Here is a 20,818-nt window from a genome sequence, read left to right as displayed (position 1 = left end):
GATCAATCTTATGGACAGATGGACCGTTGGCGGACTTGCAACATTCTGCCATTGCAGGCCTTGGCAGCATCCTGTGAATTGCCACCAGCCGCCTTGCGGCGGTGGACGATCATCAGAATCGTGGTGCCCATGTCGCCCGAAACGTCCGCTTCGTAGGGGATTCGTGCCTTCGAGGGGATTCGCCTACCCGCAATAAATTGACCTAATCACCTGCTCAAGTGTCCGCTTTCGCTCAGCAGTGACCGCCGGTCAGCGACCGAGCTACCCTGCAGCGGCGGCATCCCGCCGCTGCAGGGGCGGAGATCACGTCGCGGCCCTGCGCCCATTCGGGCGGCAAAGGCCTATATCTCTTCGAAAAGACTTTGGATCGCTGCGATCAACTCGCCAGAGCTACATGGTTTGTAGATCAGCGCAAACCCACTCAACTCATCCTCGCGTTCACGGCCAACGTGCCCGCTCAGAAGCAGAACCCGCAACTTCGGGTGCTCCACGATGGCCCGTTGCGCCAACGCAATACCGTCCATGGCGCCAGGCATCATGACATCCGAGATGAGAACATCGAACGCTTTCGCTGATAATGCGCTCAACGCATCCTCCGTGGAAAAAGTTAGTTCCACCTGAAGGCCTGAGGTCGTTAGGCTATCACCAAGCGATTCGGCAACATCCTTGTTGTCATCCACCAACAAAACACGGCGCACACGTGAGGGACGCTTTACGGCGCCGGTCGCATCGGCCGGTGCTTTCGCTTCGGCTGGGGCTTCGACACGCGGCAAGAGGATATGCACCGACGTTCCGGCTCCCACAACGCTCTCGACATACAGCGTGCCTCCCGATTGGCGGGCAATGCCGTGCGCGATGCACAACCCAAGTCCGGTGCCCTTTCCACCTTTTGTTGTAAAGAAGGGGTCCAAAACGCGTTTGAGAATTTCCCTGGGAATGCCGGGGCCATTGTCGACGAGCCTGACATCGACGTATTGGCCGGGCGTGATATCCATGTCCCTCGCTTGATCCATCGATACGTCGCGATTGCAAGTTTGAATCGTCAGTTGCTGGTTGGGTGCGCCTTCCAGGGCATCCCTGGCATTGATGGCGATATTCAAAATCGTCGTTTCGATTTGTGCCGCATCGGCCTGGCAGAACCACAGTTCGGGCTCAAGCCTAACGCTTACTGTGATGCGATCACCCAGCGACTGAGTAAGCATGTCCTGGATGCCGACAATCAGCTCATTGATCTGCAAATTCGTAGGGCTGAGCTTTTGACGCCGAGAAAAAGCCAGCAGCTGCTTGGTGAGTTCCGAGGCCTTGGCGATCGCGCGGCGCGATGCATCGATCGGGCGAACGAAATCCTCGGTCCAATAGCCCTTCTTCCGCAACCGGCTTTCGATCAGCTCGGAGGAAGCCACGATAACTTGCAGAAAATTGTTGAAGTCATGCGCCAAGCCACCCGTCAATCGCCCTAACGCCTCCATCTTCAAAGCTTGCTGTAGCCCTTCTTCGGCAACCCTGCGCCGGGTCACGTCGCGTTGATAGCCAAAGAAATACTTGATGCTTCCGTCCGCCCCAAGAAGGGGAAGGATGTGGATGAGGTTCCAGAAAGACGCTCCGTCCTTTCGATAGTTCAGAACCTCCACCATCAGTTCGCGTCGCTCGACCACGGCGCTTCTGATCTCTTCTCGTGTGTCCGGATCCGTATCCGGACCTTGCAGAAATCGACAGTTTTTTCCCAGCACCTCGTCGGTGCTGTATCCGGTCATATCAAGGAAGGCGGCGTTCGCATACAAGATCGGGTTGTCGTCTTCAGCGCTTGTAATGATCAAGCCGAGACTGCTGTCCTCCAGTGCTCGAGCCAGCATGCGATAGCGGTCATCGATAGGCAACACCGAGAGCAGTGCTATGGGTTCGGAACCCGAGGAATTGTGCGATGTCATACGCCGTGATCGTTGTTGGGTGATTGAAGCGACCCGCCATTTGCCCCGTCTCCGGTAGCAAAAGCCCCTTATAAACGCGCTAGCTATGCGCCTGCCGCTGTCTAGCCCATGTGAGAAAAATAGATTGATGGCAGATGGTTGTCGCGGCGGTGCCTATAACCGACCCGGGCGATGGCTTTGGCCCCAACATCTCCCAGGACCGCGGCCCACTTCATCAAGGTGGGAAGCTTAGTGTTTTACTGGAATACGCAGTCAAAGTGCGGCGACACGGGGCCCTCATCCGTATCGCAGGGAGCGTTTTCGCTAAAGGCCGGCGACCGGACGCGCCCGCCGCCGGTGCCACTAGGCGAGAAACCGCGCTCAGGGAAGTACGCTAATGATCACGCCGCCTGGTTCTGCAGCCGGCGTGGCTCGGCGGTCGACAGCTCATTCACCCCGATGGGGATTTGCCGCGGCTTGAGCGCCTCGGGCAGCTCGCGCTCGAGGTCGATGACAAGCAGGCCATCCTGAAGGCCCGCGCCAGTGACTTGCATGTGCTCGGCCAGTTCGAAGCGGCGGGAGAACGGCCGGTTGGCGATGCCTCGATGGAGCACTTCGCCGATGTGGTCCGTTCGCCGCTCACCACTGACCGTGAGCAAGTTGTCCTGCAAAGAGATGGTCAGATCATCACGCCCAAACCCGGCGACCGCCATGGTAATCCGGTAGTGATCGTCACTGATCTTCACGGAATCAAAGGGCGGCCAACTGTCCGGTTGCGGGCTGCGAGCAGCCGTTTCCAGAAGTTCGAAGACCCGGTCAAAACCAATGCTGGAACGATGAAGCGGCGAGAAATCAAGCACAGTGCGCATTGCCATATCCTCATTAAGCAACATGGAAAAGTGGACTGCCGCCGCGCCGCATGGCGCGACGCGAGCCGACCCCGTAGCGATCGGCGAAGCGGAAAGATAATCATCGGCACGCAGTTGGCAAGACCACGCGCCAACGCTATTAAGCGATCATTTAGGCCCAAGGCAGAGACCTCGCCGCTGAGCGCGTGCGGCGCCCTTCATAGAGGTCTCGACAGGCCCTTCGTTGATCTACGCTGTGGGACGCATTGACTCGCGAAGAAGCAGGAATCCATCCGCGCGGGGGTACGTATGACTTGGGGCTTCCATCCAAGTTCGGTCAGGCCATGACGTTCCATCGTCGCGTAAAGATGCCCTCCTCCAGACACGATCTCGATGCCGCACTGCCGAATACAGCATTTGGACCATACCCTGGAACACCCCAAAGCGCCCCTTCGGCAGCACTTCCGCTTCTAGCCGGGCACGTTTCGCGCATAGCCGGGAAGTGGACGGCATATCAGTGACCCTTCTCGCTATGCGCGCCATTTCGACGCCTGGCGGCGGCGACTTGAGGCCAAGCGAACAACTCTGGCTCGCCGATTCCTTCTCAAAACTTACTAGTTCAGAGTATTTGCCCGACATTTCCTTTATCAGCGCGTCACCGCGTTGAGGGGATCATTACCGCTGTACGTCTTGAGCCTACAACTATAACCGCGCGGAACATTAGGGGTGGCCTTCGGGCTAAATGAATGACCTATCTGCGGACGCAACCGCGTCTTCCAATCCTCCGCGAAAGGCATTGATCGTTGACGACGATGAGGCGCTTGGGCTGCTGTTTTGCGAGATGCTGCAGTTCATCGGGTTTGAAACCGTCGCAGTTAGCAATGGCGCTGATGCGCTCTCGATGCTCGCTTCCGAAGGGCCGTTCGACCTGTTGCTAACAGACATCCGAATGCCTGGCGACATGGACGGTGCTGCGTTAGCAACAGCAGCTAAAGCGACCTATCCCTCCCTGATGATCGTGGTCATTACGGGGTTTCCAGGCGATGCGCTTGCCTCCATCCCGGAGGGCGTTCCCGTGCTGGCGAAACCGTTCCTGCTCAGAGATCTTGAGAATCAACTCCAGCGCATGCGTTCTTCGGACTGATCGGGATACCTCTGGAACTCAATGCATTCGTGCCGCTGCAATATGCTGCGTGTGGCGCAACGAACATGAATGTCGTTCTTAGAGAACATCACTACGGGGGCACTCATGTACCGCCAGACTTGAAGACCCCCACGAACGCATACGCGGGCTTCTTAAGAGCGGCGTCGTTTCAAGATCAGCCGACATCGCCACTTCACACACTCAGCAATCCGCGCATCGACTCCGGACGGGCATCCATTCCCTCCGTCCCTGCTTCGGGGGATTCCAAACCTCTCAGGGCTTCACAAACCGATAGACAAAGCGATCGGTGCCGCCCTTGATGGACGGATCGAATGCCTTGACCGAATGCGAATCCTCGTTGTTCGCAAGCATGTTGCTCTTGGCGTCCAAAATGAAGCCGGCTGCTTCCACCTCCTGGCGCACGGATCGAGGTTCGATCCGATGCAGCGACCTAGTCTCGCTCGTGCCCGCCCCGACGGCGGCCGCATGGTCGACGATGACATACGAACCACCAGGCTTCAGCTGCTCGTAGACGGCTCGATTGAAGTCGGCCGCCGTCGCGCCTCTGGCCTGCATCAGGTCGGTGTGCAGGTCGTGGTAGAACAAGTGCAACCACAACACATCCGCCGGTTGCGTGACCTTCCGCATCGCCACGAGGTCCGCCGAGACGGCTTGGACGTTCTCCCGGCCCGGCTCCTTCGCCAGCCTGCGCATGTTGCCGAGCGGATCGTTTTTGAAGTGGGCGACTTCAGCCGGCACGAAGCTGTAGACCTGCCCCTCAGGACCGACGATGTCGGAGAAGCTTCGGGTCCAGTCGCCATCACCCGGGTAAACGTCGATGATGATGGCGCCTGCATCGACGCGTGCGAAACGGATCAACTCGGAAAGTGTGGATTGGTCGTACATGGGAATCTCCTTGGCGGGGTAAGTGTGGTCCCACGACTGGCGCAGCCGTGGGACCACGTCGGGGTCAGACCTGCGCCATGCCCCCATCGACGGCGAGATCGATACCCGTGATGTAAGAACTTTCATCGGAGGCGAGGAATGCAACGGCCGCGGCGATTTCATCGGGCACGCCCCTGCGGCCCATCGGGACCTGCGTGGCAAACTGGGCGGCTGCTTCCTTGGCCTGTTCTGCGGTAAGGCCCGTCGTCGTCTCCAGGGCCGGGGTATCGATGGGCCCGGGGCTCATCGAATTCACGCGGATCCTTCGGTCTTTCAGCTCCAAGGTCCAGGCGCGCGCGAGGTTGCGCACGGCCGCCTTGCTCGCGGCGTACGCACTGAACCCCGGCAGCCCCAACACGTTGGAGACCGAAGAGTTCAGGATGATCGAGCCGCCATCCTTGAAGAGAGGAAGGGCCTTCTGCACCGTAAAGAACACACCCTTCACGTTCACGTCGAAGGTCTGGTCGAAATGAGCCTCGGTAGCTACCTCGAGCGGTGCGATGGTCCCCGCGCCTGCGTTCGCGAAGAGAATGTCGATGTGGCCATGTTTCTCTTTCACAACGCCATAGAGCCGGTCCAGATCGTCCAGGCGCGACACGTCGCCGACGACTGTCGTCACGTTGCTCTTGATGAAGGCCGCGGCCTCCTTCAACTCTTTCTCTCGTCGCCCCGTGATCACGACGTGCGCACCTTCTTCCACGAAGCGCTTGGCTGTGGCCAGGCCGATCCCGCTGCTTCCGCCGGTAACGACCGCAATCTTGCCCGCCAGTTTTTGTTCACTATGGTTGTTCATGCGCTTTTCCTTTTTGCATTTCATGGTTGACTGCGCCGTGCGGGCTCCGGATATCGAAGGGAGTGGCCGCCCAGGCGCAGCGCGTCAGAGTTGTGCCAGGCCGCCGTCGACGGCGAGCTCGCTGGCGGTCATGAAGCTGCTGTCAGGCGAAGCGAGAAAGGCAGCCGCCGCCGCGACCTCCGACGGATCGGCCATGCGCTGCAGTGGTGTCATCGCGCCATAGGCCTTCTGGCCTTCTTCGCCCAACGCCTCCTTTGCCAGCTCGGTCGCCGTCGCTCCGGGCGAAAGCACGTTCACCCGGATACCGGTGCCCTTCAGCTCCTCCGCCCAGGTCTTTGCGAGGTTGCGCACCGCCGCCTTGCTCGCGCTGTAAGCGGTGAATGCCGGGGCGCCCGTGGTGCCGGCGCTCGATCCGGTCAGGATGATTGAACCGCCCTCGCCCATCAGCGGCAGCGCCTTCTGGACCGTGAAGATCGTGCCCTTCACGTTGGTGTCGAAGGTTTCGTCGATGTGCTCGGCGGTGATCTGACCGAGGGCAAGCGGGCTACCCGTCCCGGCATTGGCGAAGACGATGTCGAGGGTGCTCCGCTCGGCCTTCACCGCCGCGTAGAGTCGGCCGAGGTCGGCCTCATCCGAGATCGAGCCCTTCACCGCGCGGGCATGGGGCCCGAGGTCGGCAACGGCGGCGTCGAGCACGTCCTGCCGGCGGCCAAAAATGAAGACAAAGGCGCCCTCTTCGATGAAGCGCTTTGCGGCGGCGCGGCCGATACCCGTCGCGCCGCCCGTGATCACGGCGGTCTTCCCAATCAGTCTGTTCACGTCATGCATCCTTCGTTTTGTGTTTAAGGCTCAGACAAAGATGGGTCGCTTGACGCATCAAGACAATTGACGAAAAATCGCTTAATTCGATCTATTTATTGGATTAATGTGCTCGACAACGTCACCATCAACCAGCTGCGTGCGTTCGTTGCGGTATGCGATCAGGGAAGCTTCTCGGGGGCGGCGCAGAAGCTCAGCCGTGCGCAGTCGGCCATCAGCCACGCGATCAAGGCGCTGGAAAGCGCCTTCGATGTGGAGTTGTTCGATCGCGATACCCGCAAGGCACAGCTCACCGCAGCGGGGCGTAGCCTCCTGCCGGACGCGCGGGCGGTGATCTCACGCACGGAAGAAATGAAGACCCGTGCCGACTCGATCGCCCGCGCCGGGGCGCCCCAGCTCTCGGTGGCGGTCGATGTCTACTTCCCGCGTGCCCCGCTGATCGAGGGTTTGCGAACGCTGCAGGCAGAGTTCCCTACCGCCGCGATCAACCTGCGCATCACGACCATGCAGGGGGGCGAGAGACTGGTGCTCGAAAAGATGTGTGCGCTGGCCGTCACTGTCCAGAATGTGCCGGAGGTGAGCCCGGATGCCATGGAACGCCACTGGCTGTGCGAGGCAGAGATGGTGACGCTGTGTGCGCCATCCCATCCGCTCGCTTCGACACCGAAACCCATACCCGTGGACGAGTTCGGTCGGCATGTCCAGATTGTCGTGACGGACAACCAACCGGAAGCGGAAAAGACCCAACAGGGCGTGGCCGGCAAGCGCCTGTGGCTGGTCAACGATCTCGGCGCCAAGCGTGATCTACTCAAGGGCGGGCTCGGCTGGGGGCACATGCCGCGACACCTCGTCGGCGAGGACCTGGCGAGCGGCGAGCTCGTCGAACTCGAACGCCGCGCCTGGCACCTCGGTCCGCTCACGTTCGTGATCTCGCAACGACGGGGTTATGACCTCTCCCGATGCGAGTCACGACTGGTCGAGCTTCTAGGCAAGTCCTAGCGAATCCCAAAGGAAGCCAGACGATACCCCCTCTCGGCCGAGGGCGCGAAAGCGTGAGGGGCACGCGCGAGTGACGGTCCAAATCGGCGTAGCGTCTCATCTTGATCGGCGAGGCGTCTCAAGCCGTCAGCGTGATGTCTCATTTGTCGGCATAACGTCTCACCTCCGGGCGAGGGCGACGTCCGGCCCTTCATGGAAATTCGCGAGCTACGCGCGCACTGCTGAGCTCCGTTAGCCCATGCCGTTCCATTGCGGAGTACACCTGCCCCCACCACCAGAGGCGGTCTCGGTGGTCGATGGCGATCGATGGCATGTGGATCAGCCGTTCGAAGGCGTCCCAGAGTTCTTCTTCCGGCCGACCGGCCCACTGGAGGCGTCGCAATTCCGTATCCAGCTCATCGAAAATGGCCGTCAGCTGCTCTCGGGTGTAGCTCACTGGACAGTCTCGTTAGACGGGGGCGCGACTATGTTCGCGGCCCCCTTACGCTTTCCTGAGCAGCCATCAATCATGATTTCCTGCGCCAGATCGGGCCAATTGGCATGCTACAAAATGGCGACGCCAGCAAACGCAGCAAAACCTAATCTATCGCGAAGGCGCTGCCGCTGGTCCACTGCGGCGTCCAGAACATCGGCCTCCGATTCGAAGGGGCCGCAGCGGGCTCTACCCTGCCCGTTCTCAGTCACGACCCAAAAGCCGCTGTTGTCGTGCTCGTAATAGACGATCCAGCCCATGTGGCGACTATAGGCCGATTCACCAAGCGACGCTCGTTGAGACGCCCGGCAGATCACCCGCTTGGCGGCGCAATTCAGTCTAGCTTTCGACCGAAAAGACCCTCGGAAGACGAGAGATGGGCCAGCAACAGTGAGACGGCGAGCGCGATCCTAGGCAAGAATCTGAACGACCATGGAGCCTCCCACTGTGAAGACTGGTTGTGCCGAACCAGATTAGGGCGGCGCAGCCATAGCCGCAACCGGATGGTGGATCATTCGCCGCTCGCCTAAGCCCGACTGCCGCGCGCCGTCGCGAACCTGCCTGCAACGCTTGCCTAGCTGCGAATGCGCCTGGCAGGAACTCCAGCTTTGACCGCGCTGCGCMATTTTTTCCGAATAGAAATAAACGCTAAACGGAGCCCGCTAAACCCCCTTGCCAAGTGTTCGGCGATGAGTATCTTTTTGCGCCGCCGATCGCTACGGGATCGGCGGACGCCGCGCCTCGCGGCGCGGTGACAGTCCCTAATCCATGTTGCTTACCAGAGGATATGGCTATGCGCACTGTGCTCGATTTTTCACCACTACACCGCTCAAGCATTGGCTTCGATCGCGTCTTCGAACTCCTCGAGAGTGCTGCCAGGACGCAGCAGCCCGATAACTGGCCGCCCTTCGATTCGGTAAAGGTCAGCGATGACCAGTATCGAATCACCATGGCCGTTGCCGGATTCACGCGCGACGACCTGCAGATCTCGCTTCAGGACAACATGCTCACCGTCAGCGGCGAGCGCCACACGGATCATATTGGCGAGGTTCTCCATCGCGGGATCGCCAATCGGCCGTTTACCCGCCGCTTCGAACTTGCCGAACACATGCAAGTGTTGTCCGCGGATCTGCGCGACGGGCTTCTCGTGATCGACCTCAAGCGCGAGATTCCCGAAGCGCTTAAGCCTCGCCAAATACCCATTGGCACGGTCGATAAGGCGTTGGCGGAGTCCCGTCGTCTAGAGACCCAAGCGGCCTAGTTAAAGCACCGCACCCCTAGTTAGGTCTCCGTTTCACTCCCTGGCATTTTGGGCGGTGGCCTTGAGCCGCCGCCCCCTTTTTCGTTGGACTCCCTTATTGGAACTACCCCGACCGTCGCGCGACGTTGACCACGCGATGACCTACTCAGTGCGATTTGTATGGCTCCACTAGCAGGGATACCGCCATGTCAGACGACAAAACCAACCGTGGCCCGCGCGATGCCGATCGCGTAAACATCAATGAGGACTATGAGGTTCGCTACTGGACCCAAAAATGGGGCATCACCGAGGCGCAGCTCAAGGAGGCTGTGAGGCGAGCCGGTGTGATGGCCAGGGACGTGGCCAAGGCCCTCGGCAGGAATTAAGCGCGGCCTTCACGAAGCACGCTCTTCCGTGATGGTCGTTTCGACGATGCGCCGACCACGCGACCACCCGGGCGGACGTACCCTGGGCACGCACTCGCCCAGTTGGCGCTCGTTCCGTGGCCTATGGCCACGTCCCTGTGCCGTCGGAGCCAATGGGCGGGCGCGGGGGCAGCCTGTGATCCTCGGGCCGCCCCTCTTTCTATCCGCCTATCGCGTACCGCAGCGGCCAGTTGCTAGCCTGAGACAGGCTTACAAACTCATCGATATGGCGTTGGACGGCTAGATGGACCTCCACTGACACGTCCAAGCCGTCGGTATTAGACGTTGCAACGAATCCTTCGGCCAGCAGCAGGTCACTGCCCCGCGCCAACGTAGCCGTCCAGATCGCGCCGTCGCCCTGCTCTTGATACGTCGCTTCGTAGTGGACACCCTGATGCAACCCTACGACGTCTCGCATTGCCAAATCACCTCGCAAAAACGGCCCCCCTGCCATGAGCAAAATTAGAATTTCTTCGGTGTAGAAATAGTAAAGGCGGCAGCCAAGGAGCCGGGAGCCGCCTGACCGCAATCACTCCGAGGTGGGCTTGCCGTGGTATCGCCAAATCGCATGCTTCAGCTCGGCTTTGTTCTCGGGGAAGCAACACCGCTTCATCGCAGAACGTCTTGATCAGAACGCCGCAGGCGAGGCAAAGCGAGTCTTAACCGACCGGTTCTCATGGAACCCCCGGGCAACCATATCTCCCCTGTCACCTTCAACATTTAGGTCTACTCTGGATCGAAAGCAATGGGATGGACTCCTCCCACCTACGGCATCTGAGAGTGCCAGACGGGAGTTGCGAAGGCGCGCGGCCACTTCGGCGACCGAGTGGCCGCGGCCGACCACTTGTCGGACCGCCTCTTCTTTGAATTCCGAGGTAAACCGCTGACTGGTCGTGGGGCTTCCTCCTATGCTCAAGTCATAGGCTGGAAGTGCCGCCATTCCCGGGGCAGTCCATTCGACAAAGGGCCCGCCAGCAGGACAGTCCCTAAAGTTCATCAGCCCTGCCAAGGCGACAGCTCAGGCCATTCGGCCAGTCGAGTCATCATTGAATACCGATACGTTGTACCGGCCAATAAACCAGGCGTTGTCCGTGCAGTTGCGTCGATCACTCCACGCGCATCGCGCATCGAGCATGCTTGCAAATGTTTCTCTGATGTCGTGCAGTTTCTTACGGTGCTCGAACATTGGGCATTCAGTAGTCAGCCTCGTTCAGGCGCCATTGTGAGAAGTAGCGTGCTCAAGCCAAGCGGCGTGTGTTTGGACTCCCAGTGCCATGCCTTCGTGCAGCTGAAGCAGCGCACGCTCGTGGCGCACCGTCGATGCCGCCGCAGTGGCATCGCTCAGGACTTGCGCGTCTAGATCGCGTACATGTGCATCAATGGCCGAACACAAGATGCACGCATCGGTAGCGACCCCGGCCAGCGCTACGCTGCGTATCTTCAGATCCTGCACTAGGGAAGGCAGCTGCGTATGGAAAAACGCAGAATGGCGCGATTTGAGCAGAACGATATCACCGGGCCGAGGACACAAACGGGCGAAGAGCTCGGCAGATGCGCCGGTACCTTCCCTGGCAGTGGACTCCAGGATGGTTTCCCAGGATTCGTGCCATCGGCCGAAGTTGTCATTGCAGTACACCACTGGTCGCCGCATGCGCCGACAGGCGGCGGCCGTGGCTGCAATGGTTGGGGCGACACGCAGTAGCGCTGCACTAAGCGCTTCGCCGTCTGGAAAATTGAAATCGCTGAAGGCGTCGATAATGAGAAGCGCCTGTCGACGTTCGTGGGCCATTTACGGCTCCGCCGCCTTTTTACTCTCGGCCAGTATTTTTTCTTTGCGTTTAGCCATGCTTTCACCTAGAGCTTTCAGCGTGTCCTTGTCGAGCAATTGTTTGGCCTGCTTGAACAACTCCTCCTCTTCTTCCTCAATGTGGTGCTCAATTAGCTCCTTAAGCACTTTGGCGCGACCTGAGAACTGCGCAGAATCGGGCGCGGTATTCAAAAGATCTGGCAACACCAGGTCTTCCGCCGCACGATGTTCTTCCAGTGCCTCGAAGTACACCTTCTCCTGCTCTTTGCCGCCGGCATCACGATAGGCAGGATAGAAAATCTCTTCTTCGATCGTCGTATGGGCATGCAAATTGATCTGGATCTCTTGAGCCAGTGCCCCTCGGCGTTTGACCGCGCGGGAGGTAGTTTCTGTTAGCTCTTCCAATAGTCCCTTCACAGTTTGATGATCCGCTTTAAGCAGTTGAATCGCGTCCATGGGGATTACCTTTGGCGAAGGAATATGACGCAGAATCGTGCGATTGACGCCGTGATCGCGCTGCAGGAGGGATGAGAAGGCCATGTCAACGTTTGCGTTAACCGAGCCCTGGTGGCATTACGCAGGACGCGGCGCCTTAACCTATTTGGGTCTGCTCGTCCTGATGAGACTCTGCGGCAAGCGGGCGTTCGGCGAAATGTCGGCTTTCGACGTCATTGTCTTAGTCCTGGTCGGTGGGGCCTTACGCTCTGCCATCACTGGGGACGACAAATCACTGAGCGCGCCATTCATTGGGGTTAACGTTGCCGGCTGTGCTCATTGATAGCAATCAGTTGGAACTGGCCTTGCTCAACCTGGTGGCCAATGCACGCGACGCGATAGCCGAAAGCGGGCGTATCGTGCTGGCTGCTCGCGAGGACGCCGTGCACGTAGGCCACCGCACCTCATTGCCGTCTGGCCGCTATGTGTGCTTGTCGGTGATCGACACGGGTACGGGCATGGATGCCGGCACATTGGCGCGGGCCACCGAACCGTTCTTTACCACCAAAGGCGTTGGGAAAGGAACGGGACTGGGGTTGTCGATGGTGCACGGCTTGGCGGAGCAATCGGGAGGCCGCCTCGTGTTGCGTAGTGCTCCGGGGCAAGGGACTACCGTCGAGTTGTGGCTGCCGGTCGCGCCGCGTCCCGCAACGGCAGCGACGACGCAGCAAGTCACCCCAGCTCCTTCGCTGGCGTCGATTGGCGCCCCCAGTACGATTTTAGTGGTTGACGATGACCCCCTGATTGCCATGACGCTGAGCGCCTTGTTAGATGATCTGGGCCATCGCGTGGTGGAGGCTCACTCTGCTCAGGAAGCGCTGCGTCTCATGGCAGGGCGCGAAGACATCGATGCAGTCATCACCGACTACGCCATGCCACACATGAACGGCCTGGACCTGGTCCAGCAGTTGAGGAAACGGCATCCGTTGCTGCCGATAGTGCTGGCATCGGGCTACGCCGAGTTGCCTTCCGGCGCCCCTGAGGACATCGTGCGGCTGGCCAAGCCCTTTACACGTAACGATCTTCGCGCTGTGATCGAACGCATCACCGACACCTCAGTCGCCAATGGGGCTGCGAGACATGAGTGGTGACGTTGCCTGGTGCTTGCCGGATCAGCGAGGGGTGGGCCTCGCGAGCGCTTCGGCTCAGTGCCTCGGCTTCAGCGGCCCCGCCAATTTCAGTCGGGCCTTTCGACGTGCCATGGGCATTCCGCCCGCTGAGTATCGGCAGCAGTCACAGTTGGCAGCTCCGAAGGACCACTTGGCCAATATATGGCGGTCTGAAGTCGAAGCTAACGACATCCCGCATTTTTATCGTCGGGCAGTGGTTCGAATCCGCAAATCGCAGCTTCGAGACAGCACCACCAAAAGTCAGTCGCCGCCCTCTGGAAAACGGGACTCGATAAATCTTCGTGCCGCTCGGCGAGGTGATGGCGATGCCCGCACGCCGCGGCGCGGATAAAGGTCGCTTGCAAAAGTGCGGATGCCTATTCCGCTTTCTCCGCCAATCGATGACAGATGAAAACGACCAATGCGCATTCGTGATGTGGCTTTGACATGACCGTGATGGAGTCAGGTGCAGTCTCTCGGCTCTTCATTTGCGGAGGCCGTCACATGGCAACCGGAACGCGAACTGCTACGCGACAGCGCGATATCCAGAAGAAACGTGATGCGCAGGACGCCAAAAAGTCTAAAGCGGCAACTAAGTCTACAAAAAAGGTTGCCGTCCAAGCGGGTACGCGGAAACATCCGGTGAATCCGCTTCCCGCCCAACACCAGGCCAAGCCAGGCAAAGAATCCAAGCTTCGGCCTCGACCCCAGTATGAAGCTCCCGACTATCGGGGCAGCGAAAAGCTGAAAGAACGTGTTGCCATCATCACGGGTGGAGACTCAGGCATCGGGCGAGCCGTTGCCGTGTTGTTCGCCCGCGAAGGTGCTGATGTCGCCGTGATATACCTGGAAGAACATGACGACGCATGTGAGACAGCGCGCGCCGTGGAAAGAGAAGGCCGGCGCTGCCTTCTCATTGCTGGAGATGTAAGCGACAGCGCCTTTTGCAATGCGGCAGTTAAGAAGACCGTTGACGAGTTCGGCCAAGTCGACGTCCTGGTCAATAACGCGGCATTCCAGGAGCATGCCGATTCGCTCACGGATATCAAAGACGATCAGATCGAAATGACCTTCCGCACGAACATCTTTGGCTACATGCATATGGCACGAGCTGTGCTTCCGCATTTCAAAGAAGGCTCCTGCATCATCAATACCGGCTCGGAAACGGGTTTATTTGGCAACGGCCAGCTGCTCGATTACTCCGCAACCAAAGGCGCCATTCACGCGTTCACAAAGTCGCTGGCGAGCAACCTGGTCAAGAAGGGAATCCGTGTCAACGCGGTGGCGCCAGGTCCGGTGTGGACACCTTTGAATCCAGCGGACAGGCCCGCCCGGGGCGTGCAAAAGTTCGGCACCCAGAACCCCATGGGCCGGCCGGCCCAGCCTGAGGAGATCGCGCCTGCCTATGTCTTTCTGGCCGCACCCAGCTGTGCCAGCTACATCACCGGCGCCGTGCTCCCCATCATCGGCGGACCGACCGGCTGACGAAACGTTTCCTTAGCACGGCGATATAGCCACAATGGCTGCGGTCACCTATTCATTCCGTGCAGGTGAGCGCCACGCCTGGGTCCATTCGTCGCGACCGACGCCAAGGTTGATCAAGCCCTCTTACGTGTTCTCGCCGCCTTCTTTGCCGCAGCGGAACGCCCTTCGGCACCCTTGGTGCGGGCAGCTTTCTTGGCGGCGGTCGAGCGTGAGGATGCGGTGCGTTTCTTGGCGCTTCCCATGGCCTGCTTTGAGAGTTCGGCATGAGATGCGGCGCTGCGACCTTCCTTCTTCAACACCTCTTTTGTTGCGTGCGAACGCGTTGAGGATGTCTTCCGGCGTTGGCTAGAAGCCTTCTCGTCCTGCGCGGCCTTGCGCTTGGTTGATTTCTTGGCGGACTTGCTTACTGGCGCTTTCACTCCGGCGCGTCGTGCCTTCGACAAGCCAATGGCAATCGCTTGCTTTGCCGACTTGGCGCCGTGCTTGCCTTTGCGCACATGCTTGATTTCCTCGTGCACGTACTCGCCCGCCTGGGTGCTCTTAGACTTGCCCTCGCGCTTGTCGCGCGAGGCCGCCTTCTTCGCCTTCGCTTCTGGCATGGCCTGAACCTCTTGAACGAGTTTTCAGATATCTATCTCCCCTGAAGTCCAGAACGCGTCAAAGCCTTGAGCCTGAAAAGTGAATGGGCATATTTGAACGGGCATCGGATCGCACACGCGCGACGCCAAAGGAGGACCATGGTCGCTTTTGTTGCGCTGACGGCCTTCACCTAAGGATTGCCTCGCACTCGCCGATACATCACAGAACCTGGATGACCATAGCGCGATGTTCTGGAGTGGCCGTTCATGAGTGGCGGAGACGAAAAAGTTGCCCTGGAGTCTTTGGCAAACGTCGACCAGCCGAAGTCAAAGTCAAAGTCCGATTCGTGGTGGAAGCGACTGAGCGCCGGCTTCGTCACGGGTGCAGCTGACGACGATCCCAGCGGCGTTGCCACGTATTCGCAGGTGGGCGCCAAGTTTGGCTATGCGCTCCTGTGGATCATCTTGCTGACCATTCCCTTGATGATCGCCATCCAGATGGTGAGCGCTCGCGTGGGCCGCGTGACGGGGCGAGGACTGGCCGACAATCTCTCGCGAAACTTCCCCAACACCGCCGTCTGGTCGCTGGTCACACTCTTGATCGTTGCCAATGTCATTAACGTCGGCGCAGACCTCGCGGCGATGGGATCGGCGATCCAGCTGCTCGTAGGCGGGCCCGCCGTAGCGTATGGCGTGGCGCTCGCCGCGATATCGACTGCGTTGCAGGTATTCGTTCCGTTCAACAAGTATTCGCCGTATCTCAAGGTGCTGGCTCTCAGTCTGTTCTCCTACGTGGCGACCGCTCTGGTAGTGAAGGTTCCCTGGGGCGAGGCTCTCAAGTCGACGGTATTCCCTCATCTCCAGTGGAACGCTGCTTATCTAACGGCCATCGTCGCCCTCTTAGGCACGACCATCAGCCCTTACCTTTTCTGCTGGCAGGCAGCCCAGGAAGTCGAGGAGATTCGGGAGAGCGATGAGCGGGAGCCTCTTAAACGTGCCGACGAACAAGCACCCGATGCGTTGAGGCGCATAGCGATGGACACCACCCGCCACCTTGGGCCACGGTGTCAGGCTCGAACGATTGCGCCAAAGGATCTATGCCGGCAATCTGTAGATGATCAGGGAGTCATTCTCGCCTTAAGAAAGATCCCGGTCGCTGAGAATCGCGCGCTCGACATTCCGTCCTGCCTTCTTCGACCACTTCGAGCCGTAGCTCAAAATATCGTCGAGAAGCTGCCCCAACGGACTTTCTTCGAAGGCGATCTTCTCCGAATCTATCCAAACGACGATCCACATCATTCTAAGCGACCAGCAGGCTCATCCTCGCGACTACATTCAGAAATTACGTTCTTGCCCGTACTTAGAACAAGCGACGGAGGGGTGCTCGATTGCGCTTCGATCGACAAATCAGTCCGTGTTGTCATACGGGAGCTTACAGTCGACGTTGTTGATCGCATGGTTGTCGACCAAGGTGCGGCAGCGATCTCTGAACTTTCACCTGAACAGCTTCATCTCGTCGCTACCCTGGCAAAGCAGGTGCTATTGCGAGCCTATGCACAAGGTATGCGCTCAATCCTTAGTCGCCACGTAGGTGCAATTTACGATCTCCCCAGAGATCGCCCCCGACTAAGGCAGCCGCTTTTGTCAATCTCGCTCGACGCTCCTCTGGGTCCAGCTGCGAAGGTAGTGTGGGCACCACAGCAGGAGATTGGAGGGAGTAGCCGCCAACTATCCAGGTACCCTTAACCTTATGATCACACAAGGAGGCTGGAATTCCGCCGCGCTTGCACAAGCTTTAGCGCGTGTCGGCAAATGCGGTCAACGCAACCCGCACATCGGAAGAAATCGGCAATCTTGACTGCGTTAGGGGATGCGCTGCGATGGGACCACATGGATCGCCATCAACGCCAAATCAATGACTTGCGGATTCACACTTCCCCGCCGATTCCAATTGTTTTTAACCCGAATCTAGCAACTCAGAAAAACTGGCAACTTTAGTTGCTACCTTCGCCATTGCCCTGCAGATAGCTCTCCTCGAGGTGGGCAGTCGCTAGTGCACTTTGCGATCTCTCGATCACAGTTCGGCAAACGTGTCGCCATAGTCCATCCGATCAAAGTCGTCAGGCACTTTGATCGCGTCGGCTAGAAACCCAAAACGACGGACTGGCGGACGCACTTCCTCGCTAACACTTTGAACTCGGACAACCGGTCGCCCAGCCACCGCGATGAGAAACGGGTGTCCCTGGGTGGCTCCATCGATGAGTCGCTCCAAATGTTGCTGCACGTAGGAAACGTCATAGACTTCCATGACTAGGTCCTTATCTACCCATGGGGCTGTGTTCTACGAAATCATAGAACACAGTTATGCCGATCGAGTGCCCTAGGGTTTCGCGCGCGGACGAGCCGTAAAGGGCTGCAAACTTGTGACTGCATCGGCTAAGTCTGTGCCGGTGCTACACGTAGGCTGTGCCATTGCTATACCTAAAACTAAGCCACTGCGCTCAAGTCCCTCAAAGGCTGTACCGACGCTGGCAAATGACGATGATCGCAGCGGCACAGTCTTTAAGGGACTTTGGTTTCTTTGTTTCAGCGTTTGAGCATCGTAAGACGCTCGGACACATCAACCACCGCGCCCGGTAAGGCACTTGTGTGAAACTTTGATTCCTTTGCTTCAGCGCGCGGGGATCTTGTTGTTCCCATTCAAGCTGCTGCGATCGTCGGGCTGAGATCCGGGCTTGGAGAAAGCATCACTGGCATCCATCTGATCAAAATCGTCAGGCACTACTATTTTGTCGCCAAGAAATCCGAAGCGCCGGACTGGTGCATGTGCATCGCCAGAGCTTGCCMATTGCGTAATCGCTTCGGCCGCCTGGCTGGCCACGCTCTGCCAGACGCCATGACCTTGCTCAAAGTACGACAACCCGAGCAGCCAATTTAGAAGCCATCTATTAAGCGTCACAGGTTCTGTTGGCGCGAACTCGGTTACTTGCGAACACAGCCCCTGCCCGACCATCACCGCCACCCGAACCTCGCCGCTGGGCAGGCACTCTGCTTGGATCTCAAACACTGGGCGCGGCAGATATTTCAACGTAGTGCGGTCCAGTCGTAGCACAGATTACCTCCAACCATAGAACGGCACACAGGTTCCTTTGGCATCGTCGCAAAGGCTGCGACTTATGCCTCCGTAGACAATTTCGCATCGGTCCATGGTCACGCACGCGCCCTATCTTTCGCGAATCCTCAGGGCGAACTATATCGCCAGAATAAGATGCCAGCCTGGCCTCAGGGCCATACTCCGTCGGAGACAACGTGCGGCATACCTCGACGTGGACATCCATGTGATTTCTCAGCGGAAGCGTGATTGACTGTCGCAGTGACTAGCTGACAGTTTCCAATGTCAGACTGGCTCTCTCTCCAAGCATCGCAGCTCGGTCTATCAGTGAGACCTGCGCTTCTTTCTAGGCACGACCTGCTCACCATAGTAATTCCTGACATAGGTGTCCAAGAGGCTGTCCAGCCCATCGTCTGCAGCGTCGTGTTTGGCGGGGCTGCGAACCTTCCCTAGCAGGCGTACCAAATAGTCCGCCGTCAGTTTGATGACGACCTTGCCGTGCTGGTGCTTTAGCTCGCGAGCCCAGCCTAGCTCTCTGTCATTGCGTAGATTGATGTCATCATCACGAGTTATAAAGAAGCCGATTCGCCCATAGTCTTGGCATAGATAGCTGTTCATCTGCCAATACTGTTCCCGCTTCAGCTCGCGGAAATTTTTGCATTCGAAGATCACTTGACGGGAGTCATACTCCTCCAAGACGCGCCTCCAAAACGGTGTCGCTCCATGATTGGTGCCAATGACATCACGTCGTTGCAGGTTGCCGGCGTTCGGATTGAGCTGGATGTTTCGAAGGCCGGCGGCAAACAGGACGCGAACGACCCGAAGGCACCATTGCTCGAACTGTGACCAGCCGGCCTCGCCTTCCTCGATCTCTCGTAACGCAGCCTCAAGCTGACCAATGCTCTTTGCCCGTTGTGATGGCGTTTCCGATGCCACAGAGACGTCATACTCATCGTATATTTCCGAAATTTCGGACTCGGAAGCGTGGGAGCGATTTAGGTTTAGGGCCATCCAGTAGCATGGATGCACCATTAGTGATTCACCGATAAGAAGATCTTTATCGGGCTTCCGGCCGTCATGACAGAACACGTAGTTGCCCGACGTGCGATCCCGAACGCCAATAAACCCAACGCTATAAAGACCGCGGACAGCCTCGACAGGGTCGTTGAATAGCGCGAACTGCTGCTGGACGATTGGTTCGTAGGAATCCTCAACCAGCGTACCCCGAATAAGGTCGCTGGCATCTTCTAGTGAAATGGCAGGGTCGCGGTGAGCAAACAGCGGCACTACCCACGCCAACGATTTTGCGTTGCTCGACACGATGCTGGCCGCGACCCAGCAGACGCCCGCATATCGGGCCGAGCTGCGTTACTCGGAAAGCCTGCTGGATCGGATCCGTGTCGCCTTTGCCAAGGACGCGGAACTCGCTCGCCGCCGCCATCACGCATTGGTGGATGCGCAAGTCCTTCAATCGGTCTACCGTGGTTGGTTTGAGATCGGACGGTCACGCTAGCGCCCATCGACGATCATTTTTTCTTGGGCATGTCGCGGACCAGTTGATGCAGACTCTTCCCGGTGCGCTCACGCACGGTTTCAAGCGTGGCATCCGAGCGAATGCCTGCGGCAAACCCGTCGCCGTATTCGCGGCGCAAGGTGCTCAGCTTGGTGTCCCCTCGCTTCTGACGAATTTCACCGGCCTTCGGGGGATTCTGATCACGGGTGCGTCCATCCAGTCCTCGCGGCAATTTGGTCGCCATGCATCGCTCCTTAGCGTGAGTGATTTTTACCGCAACCCAGGCACCGCCGGTAATCTCCCCAGCGACCTTGACGTTCGCGGCCCAGCAAGCAGGTGCATACATAACACGAGTCCGCACGGCCTTGACGCCAGCGCCAGAGCCGCACCCCCTGGATTCCGTAGTAGAGGGCGCTGAGGCCGGCGCCGACGGCCACGATATCGCCGGGCAAATCGGGCCGCGCTGGGGCGCCACCCAGGGCGAGCGGCAAGCGCGACAAGGTCTGCGCAACCAGGGCGATCAGAAGCGAGGCCAGCAAGGGCAGTGCACTCGGCAGCAGCAGCCGTGCACACATCCGCGATACGTACGACATCGACCTGTCCTCCCCGACTGTTCGTCGGCATGCTGGCCCAGCCGCGTCTCAGATCCCGCGACAGCCGCGCGCCTCCGGTCGGTCGCGCGCGGCAAGCGCACGCTATCGATAGCCTGGACATAGGCAGGCCTGTTTCGGTCGTATGAGCGGATTTGGGGCGTGGGCCAAGTGTCATGGACTATCTTGTGAAGAATGACGTATAAGCCATTGAAATTGCTATACTATTACCCTACTCTTCAATGGCCAATAATTTCAGTTATTGTCCAATGACGCTTTCGAGCGCCTTCGTGTTGATTTCCGCCGAAAACTGAGCCGGGCTTTTCATCGAAAAGTGAGCCACCCGTTTGTGCGTCAGGTTAGCTCAGGTGATAGATGAAGGTGAGGTTTAGCGCTCCTTTCCGGTGTCCGTAACGTGGTTTCTGAAGCGGTAACTGTCGTTGCCGGTTTCCAGGATGTGGCAGCGATGCGTAAGGCGGTCGAGCAACGCGGTGGTCATCTTGGCATCGCCAAAGACGCTGGCCCACTCGGCGAAGC

22 protein-coding genes and 1 pseudogene are annotated in these 20,818 nt (G+C 58.8%); 8 read left to right on the top strand and 15 right to left on the bottom strand.

What is annotated here, in order from left to right:
- Positions 1–341 precede the first annotated feature (341 nt).
- Both AC1DMG_RS08025 and AC1DMG_RS08020 read right to left on the bottom strand, forming a co-directional pair.
- The gene (locus tag AC1DMG_RS08025; RefSeq protein ID WP_477180381.1) at positions 342–1,928 is read right to left on the bottom strand and encodes a PAS domain-containing protein; all 1,587 of its coding nucleotides are present in this window, start codon (positions 1,926–1,928) and stop codon (positions 342–344) included.
- A gap of 380 nt (positions 1,929–2,308) precedes the next feature.
- A complete protein-coding gene (locus tag AC1DMG_RS08020) occupies positions 2,309–2,776 on the bottom strand; it encodes an Hsp20 family protein (protein WP_477178662.1) in 468 nt (155 codons plus the stop codon).
- Between the two features lie 775 nt (positions 2,777–3,551).
- Between AC1DMG_RS08020 and AC1DMG_RS08015 the strand changes: the two genes are divergently transcribed.
- The gene (locus AC1DMG_RS08015) at positions 3,552–3,899 is read left to right on the top strand and encodes a response regulator (protein ID WP_477178663.1); all 348 of its coding nucleotides are present in this window, start codon (positions 3,552–3,554) and stop codon (positions 3,897–3,899) included.
- A gap of 273 nt (positions 3,900–4,172) precedes the next feature.
- On the opposite strand, the gene AC1DMG_RS08010 is transcribed toward AC1DMG_RS08015, so the two are convergent.
- The 3 genes from AC1DMG_RS08010 to AC1DMG_RS08000 all read right to left on the bottom strand — a co-directional run bounded on the left by AC1DMG_RS08010 (position 4,173) and on the right by AC1DMG_RS08000 (position 6,456).
- Positions 4,173–4,805, bottom strand: coding sequence for a class I SAM-dependent methyltransferase (locus AC1DMG_RS08010; protein WP_477178664.1), 633 nt, complete (start codon positions 4,803–4,805; stop codon positions 4,173–4,175).
- 64 nt (positions 4,806–4,869) lie between these two features.
- Positions 4,870–5,637 (bottom strand): SDR family NAD(P)-dependent oxidoreductase, encoded by a 768-nt coding sequence (locus tag AC1DMG_RS08005; RefSeq protein WP_477180380.1) that lies wholly within the window; start codon positions 5,635–5,637, stop codon positions 4,870–4,872.
- An 84-nt stretch (positions 5,638–5,721) separates the two neighbouring features.
- The gene (locus AC1DMG_RS08000; protein WP_477178666.1) at positions 5,722–6,456 is read right to left on the bottom strand and encodes an SDR family NAD(P)-dependent oxidoreductase; all 735 of its coding nucleotides are present in this window, start codon (positions 6,454–6,456) and stop codon (positions 5,722–5,724) included.
- A 108-nt stretch (positions 6,457–6,564) separates the two neighbouring features.
- On the opposite strand from AC1DMG_RS08000, the gene AC1DMG_RS07995 reads away from it, so the two are divergent.
- Positions 6,565–7,455, top strand: a complete 891-nt coding sequence (locus tag AC1DMG_RS07995) for a LysR family transcriptional regulator (protein WP_477180379.1) — start codon at positions 6,565–6,567, stop codon at positions 7,453–7,455.
- Positions 7,456–7,645: 190 nt separating this feature from the next.
- Here the strand turns inward: AC1DMG_RS07995 and AC1DMG_RS07990 are convergent, their stop codons facing one another.
- Positions 7,646–7,891, bottom strand: coding sequence for a hypothetical protein (locus AC1DMG_RS07990; RefSeq protein ID WP_477178668.1), 246 nt, complete (start codon positions 7,889–7,891; stop codon positions 7,646–7,648).
- An 829-nt stretch (positions 7,892–8,720) separates the two neighbouring features.
- Between AC1DMG_RS07990 and AC1DMG_RS07985 the strand changes: the two genes are divergently transcribed.
- Together AC1DMG_RS07985 and AC1DMG_RS07980 are read left to right on the top strand one after the other, a co-directional pair.
- Positions 8,721–9,188: an Hsp20 family protein gene (locus AC1DMG_RS07985; RefSeq protein ID WP_477178669.1), complete on the top strand. Its 468-nt coding sequence runs from the start codon at positions 8,721–8,723 to the stop codon at positions 9,186–9,188.
- A 185-nt stretch (positions 9,189–9,373) separates the two neighbouring features.
- Positions 9,374–9,553 carry a DUF3606 domain-containing protein gene (locus tag AC1DMG_RS07980; RefSeq protein ID WP_477180378.1) on the top strand — a complete coding sequence of 60 codons (180 nt, stop codon included), beginning with the start codon at positions 9,374–9,376 and terminating at the stop codon, positions 9,551–9,553.
- Positions 9,554–10,391: 838 nt separating this feature from the next.
- On the opposite strand, the pseudogene AC1DMG_RS07975 reads toward AC1DMG_RS07980, so the two are convergent.
- The 3 genes and pseudogenes from AC1DMG_RS07975 to AC1DMG_RS07965 all read right to left on the bottom strand — a co-directional run.
- Positions 10,392–10,532: pseudogene (locus AC1DMG_RS07975) on the bottom strand (transposase); the annotation flags it as partial.
- Positions 10,533–10,802: 270 nt separating this feature from the next.
- On the bottom strand, positions 10,803–11,381 hold the full coding sequence (locus tag AC1DMG_RS07970) for a cysteine hydrolase family protein (protein WP_477178671.1): 579 nt from the start codon (positions 11,379–11,381) through the stop codon (positions 10,803–10,805).
- The gene (locus tag AC1DMG_RS07965; protein ID WP_477178672.1) at positions 11,382–11,939 is read right to left on the bottom strand and encodes a hemerythrin domain-containing protein; all 558 of its coding nucleotides are present in this window, start codon (positions 11,937–11,939) and stop codon (positions 11,382–11,384) included.
- Positions 11,940–12,166: 227 nt separating this feature from the next.
- On the opposite strand from AC1DMG_RS07965, the gene AC1DMG_RS07960 reads away from it, so the two are divergent.
- Together AC1DMG_RS07960 and AC1DMG_RS07955 are read left to right on the top strand one after the other, a co-directional pair.
- The gene (locus AC1DMG_RS07960) at positions 12,167–12,985 is read left to right on the top strand and encodes an ATP-binding protein (RefSeq protein WP_477180377.1); all 819 of its coding nucleotides are present in this window, start codon (positions 12,167–12,169) and stop codon (positions 12,983–12,985) included.
- A 522-nt stretch (positions 12,986–13,507) separates the two neighbouring features.
- Positions 13,508–14,488: an SDR family oxidoreductase gene (locus tag AC1DMG_RS07955; protein WP_477178675.1), complete on the top strand. Its 981-nt coding sequence runs from the start codon at positions 13,508–13,510 to the stop codon at positions 14,486–14,488.
- A gap of 113 nt (positions 14,489–14,601) precedes the next feature.
- On the opposite strand, the gene AC1DMG_RS07950 is transcribed toward AC1DMG_RS07955, so the two are convergent.
- Positions 14,602–15,087 carry a DUF6496 domain-containing protein gene (locus AC1DMG_RS07950; protein ID WP_477178676.1) on the bottom strand — a complete coding sequence of 162 codons (486 nt, stop codon included), beginning with the start codon at positions 15,085–15,087 and terminating at the stop codon, positions 14,602–14,604.
- A gap of 246 nt (positions 15,088–15,333) precedes the next feature.
- Between AC1DMG_RS07950 and AC1DMG_RS07945 the strand changes: the two genes are divergently transcribed.
- On the top strand, positions 15,334–16,812 hold the full coding sequence (locus AC1DMG_RS07945; protein ID WP_477180376.1) for an NRAMP family divalent metal transporter: 1,479 nt from the start codon (positions 15,334–15,336) through the stop codon (positions 16,810–16,812).
- Positions 16,813–17,140: 328 nt separating this feature from the next.
- On the opposite strand, the gene AC1DMG_RS07940 is transcribed toward AC1DMG_RS07945, so the two are convergent.
- The 3 genes from AC1DMG_RS07940 to AC1DMG_RS07930 form a co-directional block, all read right to left on the bottom strand.
- Entirely contained in the window at positions 17,141–17,374 is a 234-nt protein-coding gene (locus tag AC1DMG_RS07940; protein WP_477180375.1) for a type II toxin-antitoxin system Phd/YefM family antitoxin, read from the bottom strand.
- A 363-nt stretch (positions 17,375–17,737) separates the two neighbouring features.
- Positions 17,738–18,154: a hypothetical protein gene (locus AC1DMG_RS07935; RefSeq protein WP_477180374.1), complete on the bottom strand. Its 417-nt coding sequence runs from the start codon at positions 18,152–18,154 to the stop codon at positions 17,738–17,740.
- Between the two features lie 348 nt (positions 18,155–18,502).
- Positions 18,503–19,498 carry a hypothetical protein gene (locus tag AC1DMG_RS07930; RefSeq protein WP_477180373.1) on the bottom strand — a complete coding sequence of 332 codons (996 nt, stop codon included), beginning with the start codon at positions 19,496–19,498 and terminating at the stop codon, positions 18,503–18,505.
- Between AC1DMG_RS07930 and AC1DMG_RS07925 the strand changes: the two genes are divergently transcribed.
- Positions 19,488–19,691 (top strand): hypothetical protein, encoded by a 204-nt coding sequence (locus AC1DMG_RS07925; RefSeq protein WP_477180372.1) that lies wholly within the window; start codon positions 19,488–19,490, stop codon positions 19,689–19,691. The genes AC1DMG_RS07930 and AC1DMG_RS07925 overlap by 11 nt on opposite strands.
- 13 nt (positions 19,692–19,704) lie before the next feature.
- On the opposite strand, the gene AC1DMG_RS07920 is transcribed toward AC1DMG_RS07925, so the two are convergent.
- Both AC1DMG_RS07920 and AC1DMG_RS07915 read right to left on the bottom strand, forming a co-directional pair.
- Positions 19,705–19,935, bottom strand: coding sequence for a hypothetical protein (locus AC1DMG_RS07920; protein ID WP_477180371.1), 231 nt, complete (start codon positions 19,933–19,935; stop codon positions 19,705–19,707).
- Between the two features lie 734 nt (positions 19,936–20,669).
- On the bottom strand, positions 20,670–20,818 hold a 149-nt coding region (locus AC1DMG_RS07915; RefSeq protein ID WP_477180387.1), incomplete at its 5' end, for an ATP-binding protein.

It is taken from the genome of Dyella sp. 01N36 (assembly GCF_056399745.1).
Note: the sequence above shows the minus strand (reverse complement) of the source record. Positions and strands in the feature narration are given on the sequence as shown.

Bases quoted from the DNA above. Each gene is read 5' to 3' on its own strand.
- AC1DMG_RS08010 (WP_477178664.1), bottom strand. From the start codon at position 4,805: ATGTACGACCAATCCACACTTTCCGAGTTGATCCGTTTCGCACGCGTC.
- AC1DMG_RS07965 (WP_477178672.1), bottom strand. From the start codon at position 11,939: ATGGCCTTCTCATCCCTCCTGCAGCGCGATCACGGCGTCAATCGCACG.
- AC1DMG_RS08005 (WP_477180380.1), bottom strand. From the start codon at position 5,637: ATGAACAACCATAGTGAACAAAAACTGGCGGGCAAGATTGCGGTCGTT.
- AC1DMG_RS07980 (WP_477180378.1), top strand. From the start codon at position 9,374: ATGTCAGACGACAAAACCAACCGTGGCCCGCGCGATGCCGATCGCGTA.
- AC1DMG_RS07970 (WP_477178671.1), bottom strand. From the start codon at position 11,381: ATGGCCCACGAACGTCGACAGGCGCTTCTCATTATCGACGCCTTCAGC.
- AC1DMG_RS07955 (WP_477178675.1), top strand. From the start codon at position 13,508: ATGGCAACCGGAACGCGAACTGCTACGCGACAGCGCGATATCCAGAAG.
- AC1DMG_RS08020 (WP_477178662.1), bottom strand. From the start codon at position 2,776: ATGCGCACTGTGCTTGATTTCTCGCCGCTTCATCGTTCCAGCATTGGT.
- AC1DMG_RS07920 (WP_477180371.1), bottom strand. From the start codon at position 19,935: ATGGCGACCAAATTGCCGCGAGGACTGGATGGACGCACCCGTGATCAG.
- AC1DMG_RS07985 (WP_477178669.1), top strand. From the start codon at position 8,721: ATGCGCACTGTGCTCGATTTTTCACCACTACACCGCTCAAGCATTGGC.
- AC1DMG_RS08025 (WP_477180381.1), bottom strand. From the start codon at position 1,928: ATGACATCGCACAATTCCTCGGGTTCCGAACCCATAGCACTGCTCTCG.
- AC1DMG_RS07940 (WP_477180375.1), bottom strand. From the start codon at position 17,374: ATGGAAGTCTATGACGTTTCCTACGTGCAGCAACATTTGGAGCGACTC.
- AC1DMG_RS07945 (WP_477180376.1), top strand. From the start codon at position 15,334: ATGAGTGGCGGAGACGAAAAAGTTGCCCTGGAGTCTTTGGCAAACGTC.
- AC1DMG_RS07950 (WP_477178676.1), bottom strand. From the start codon at position 15,087: ATGCCAGAAGCGAAGGCGAAGAAGGCGGCCTCGCGCGACAAGCGCGAG.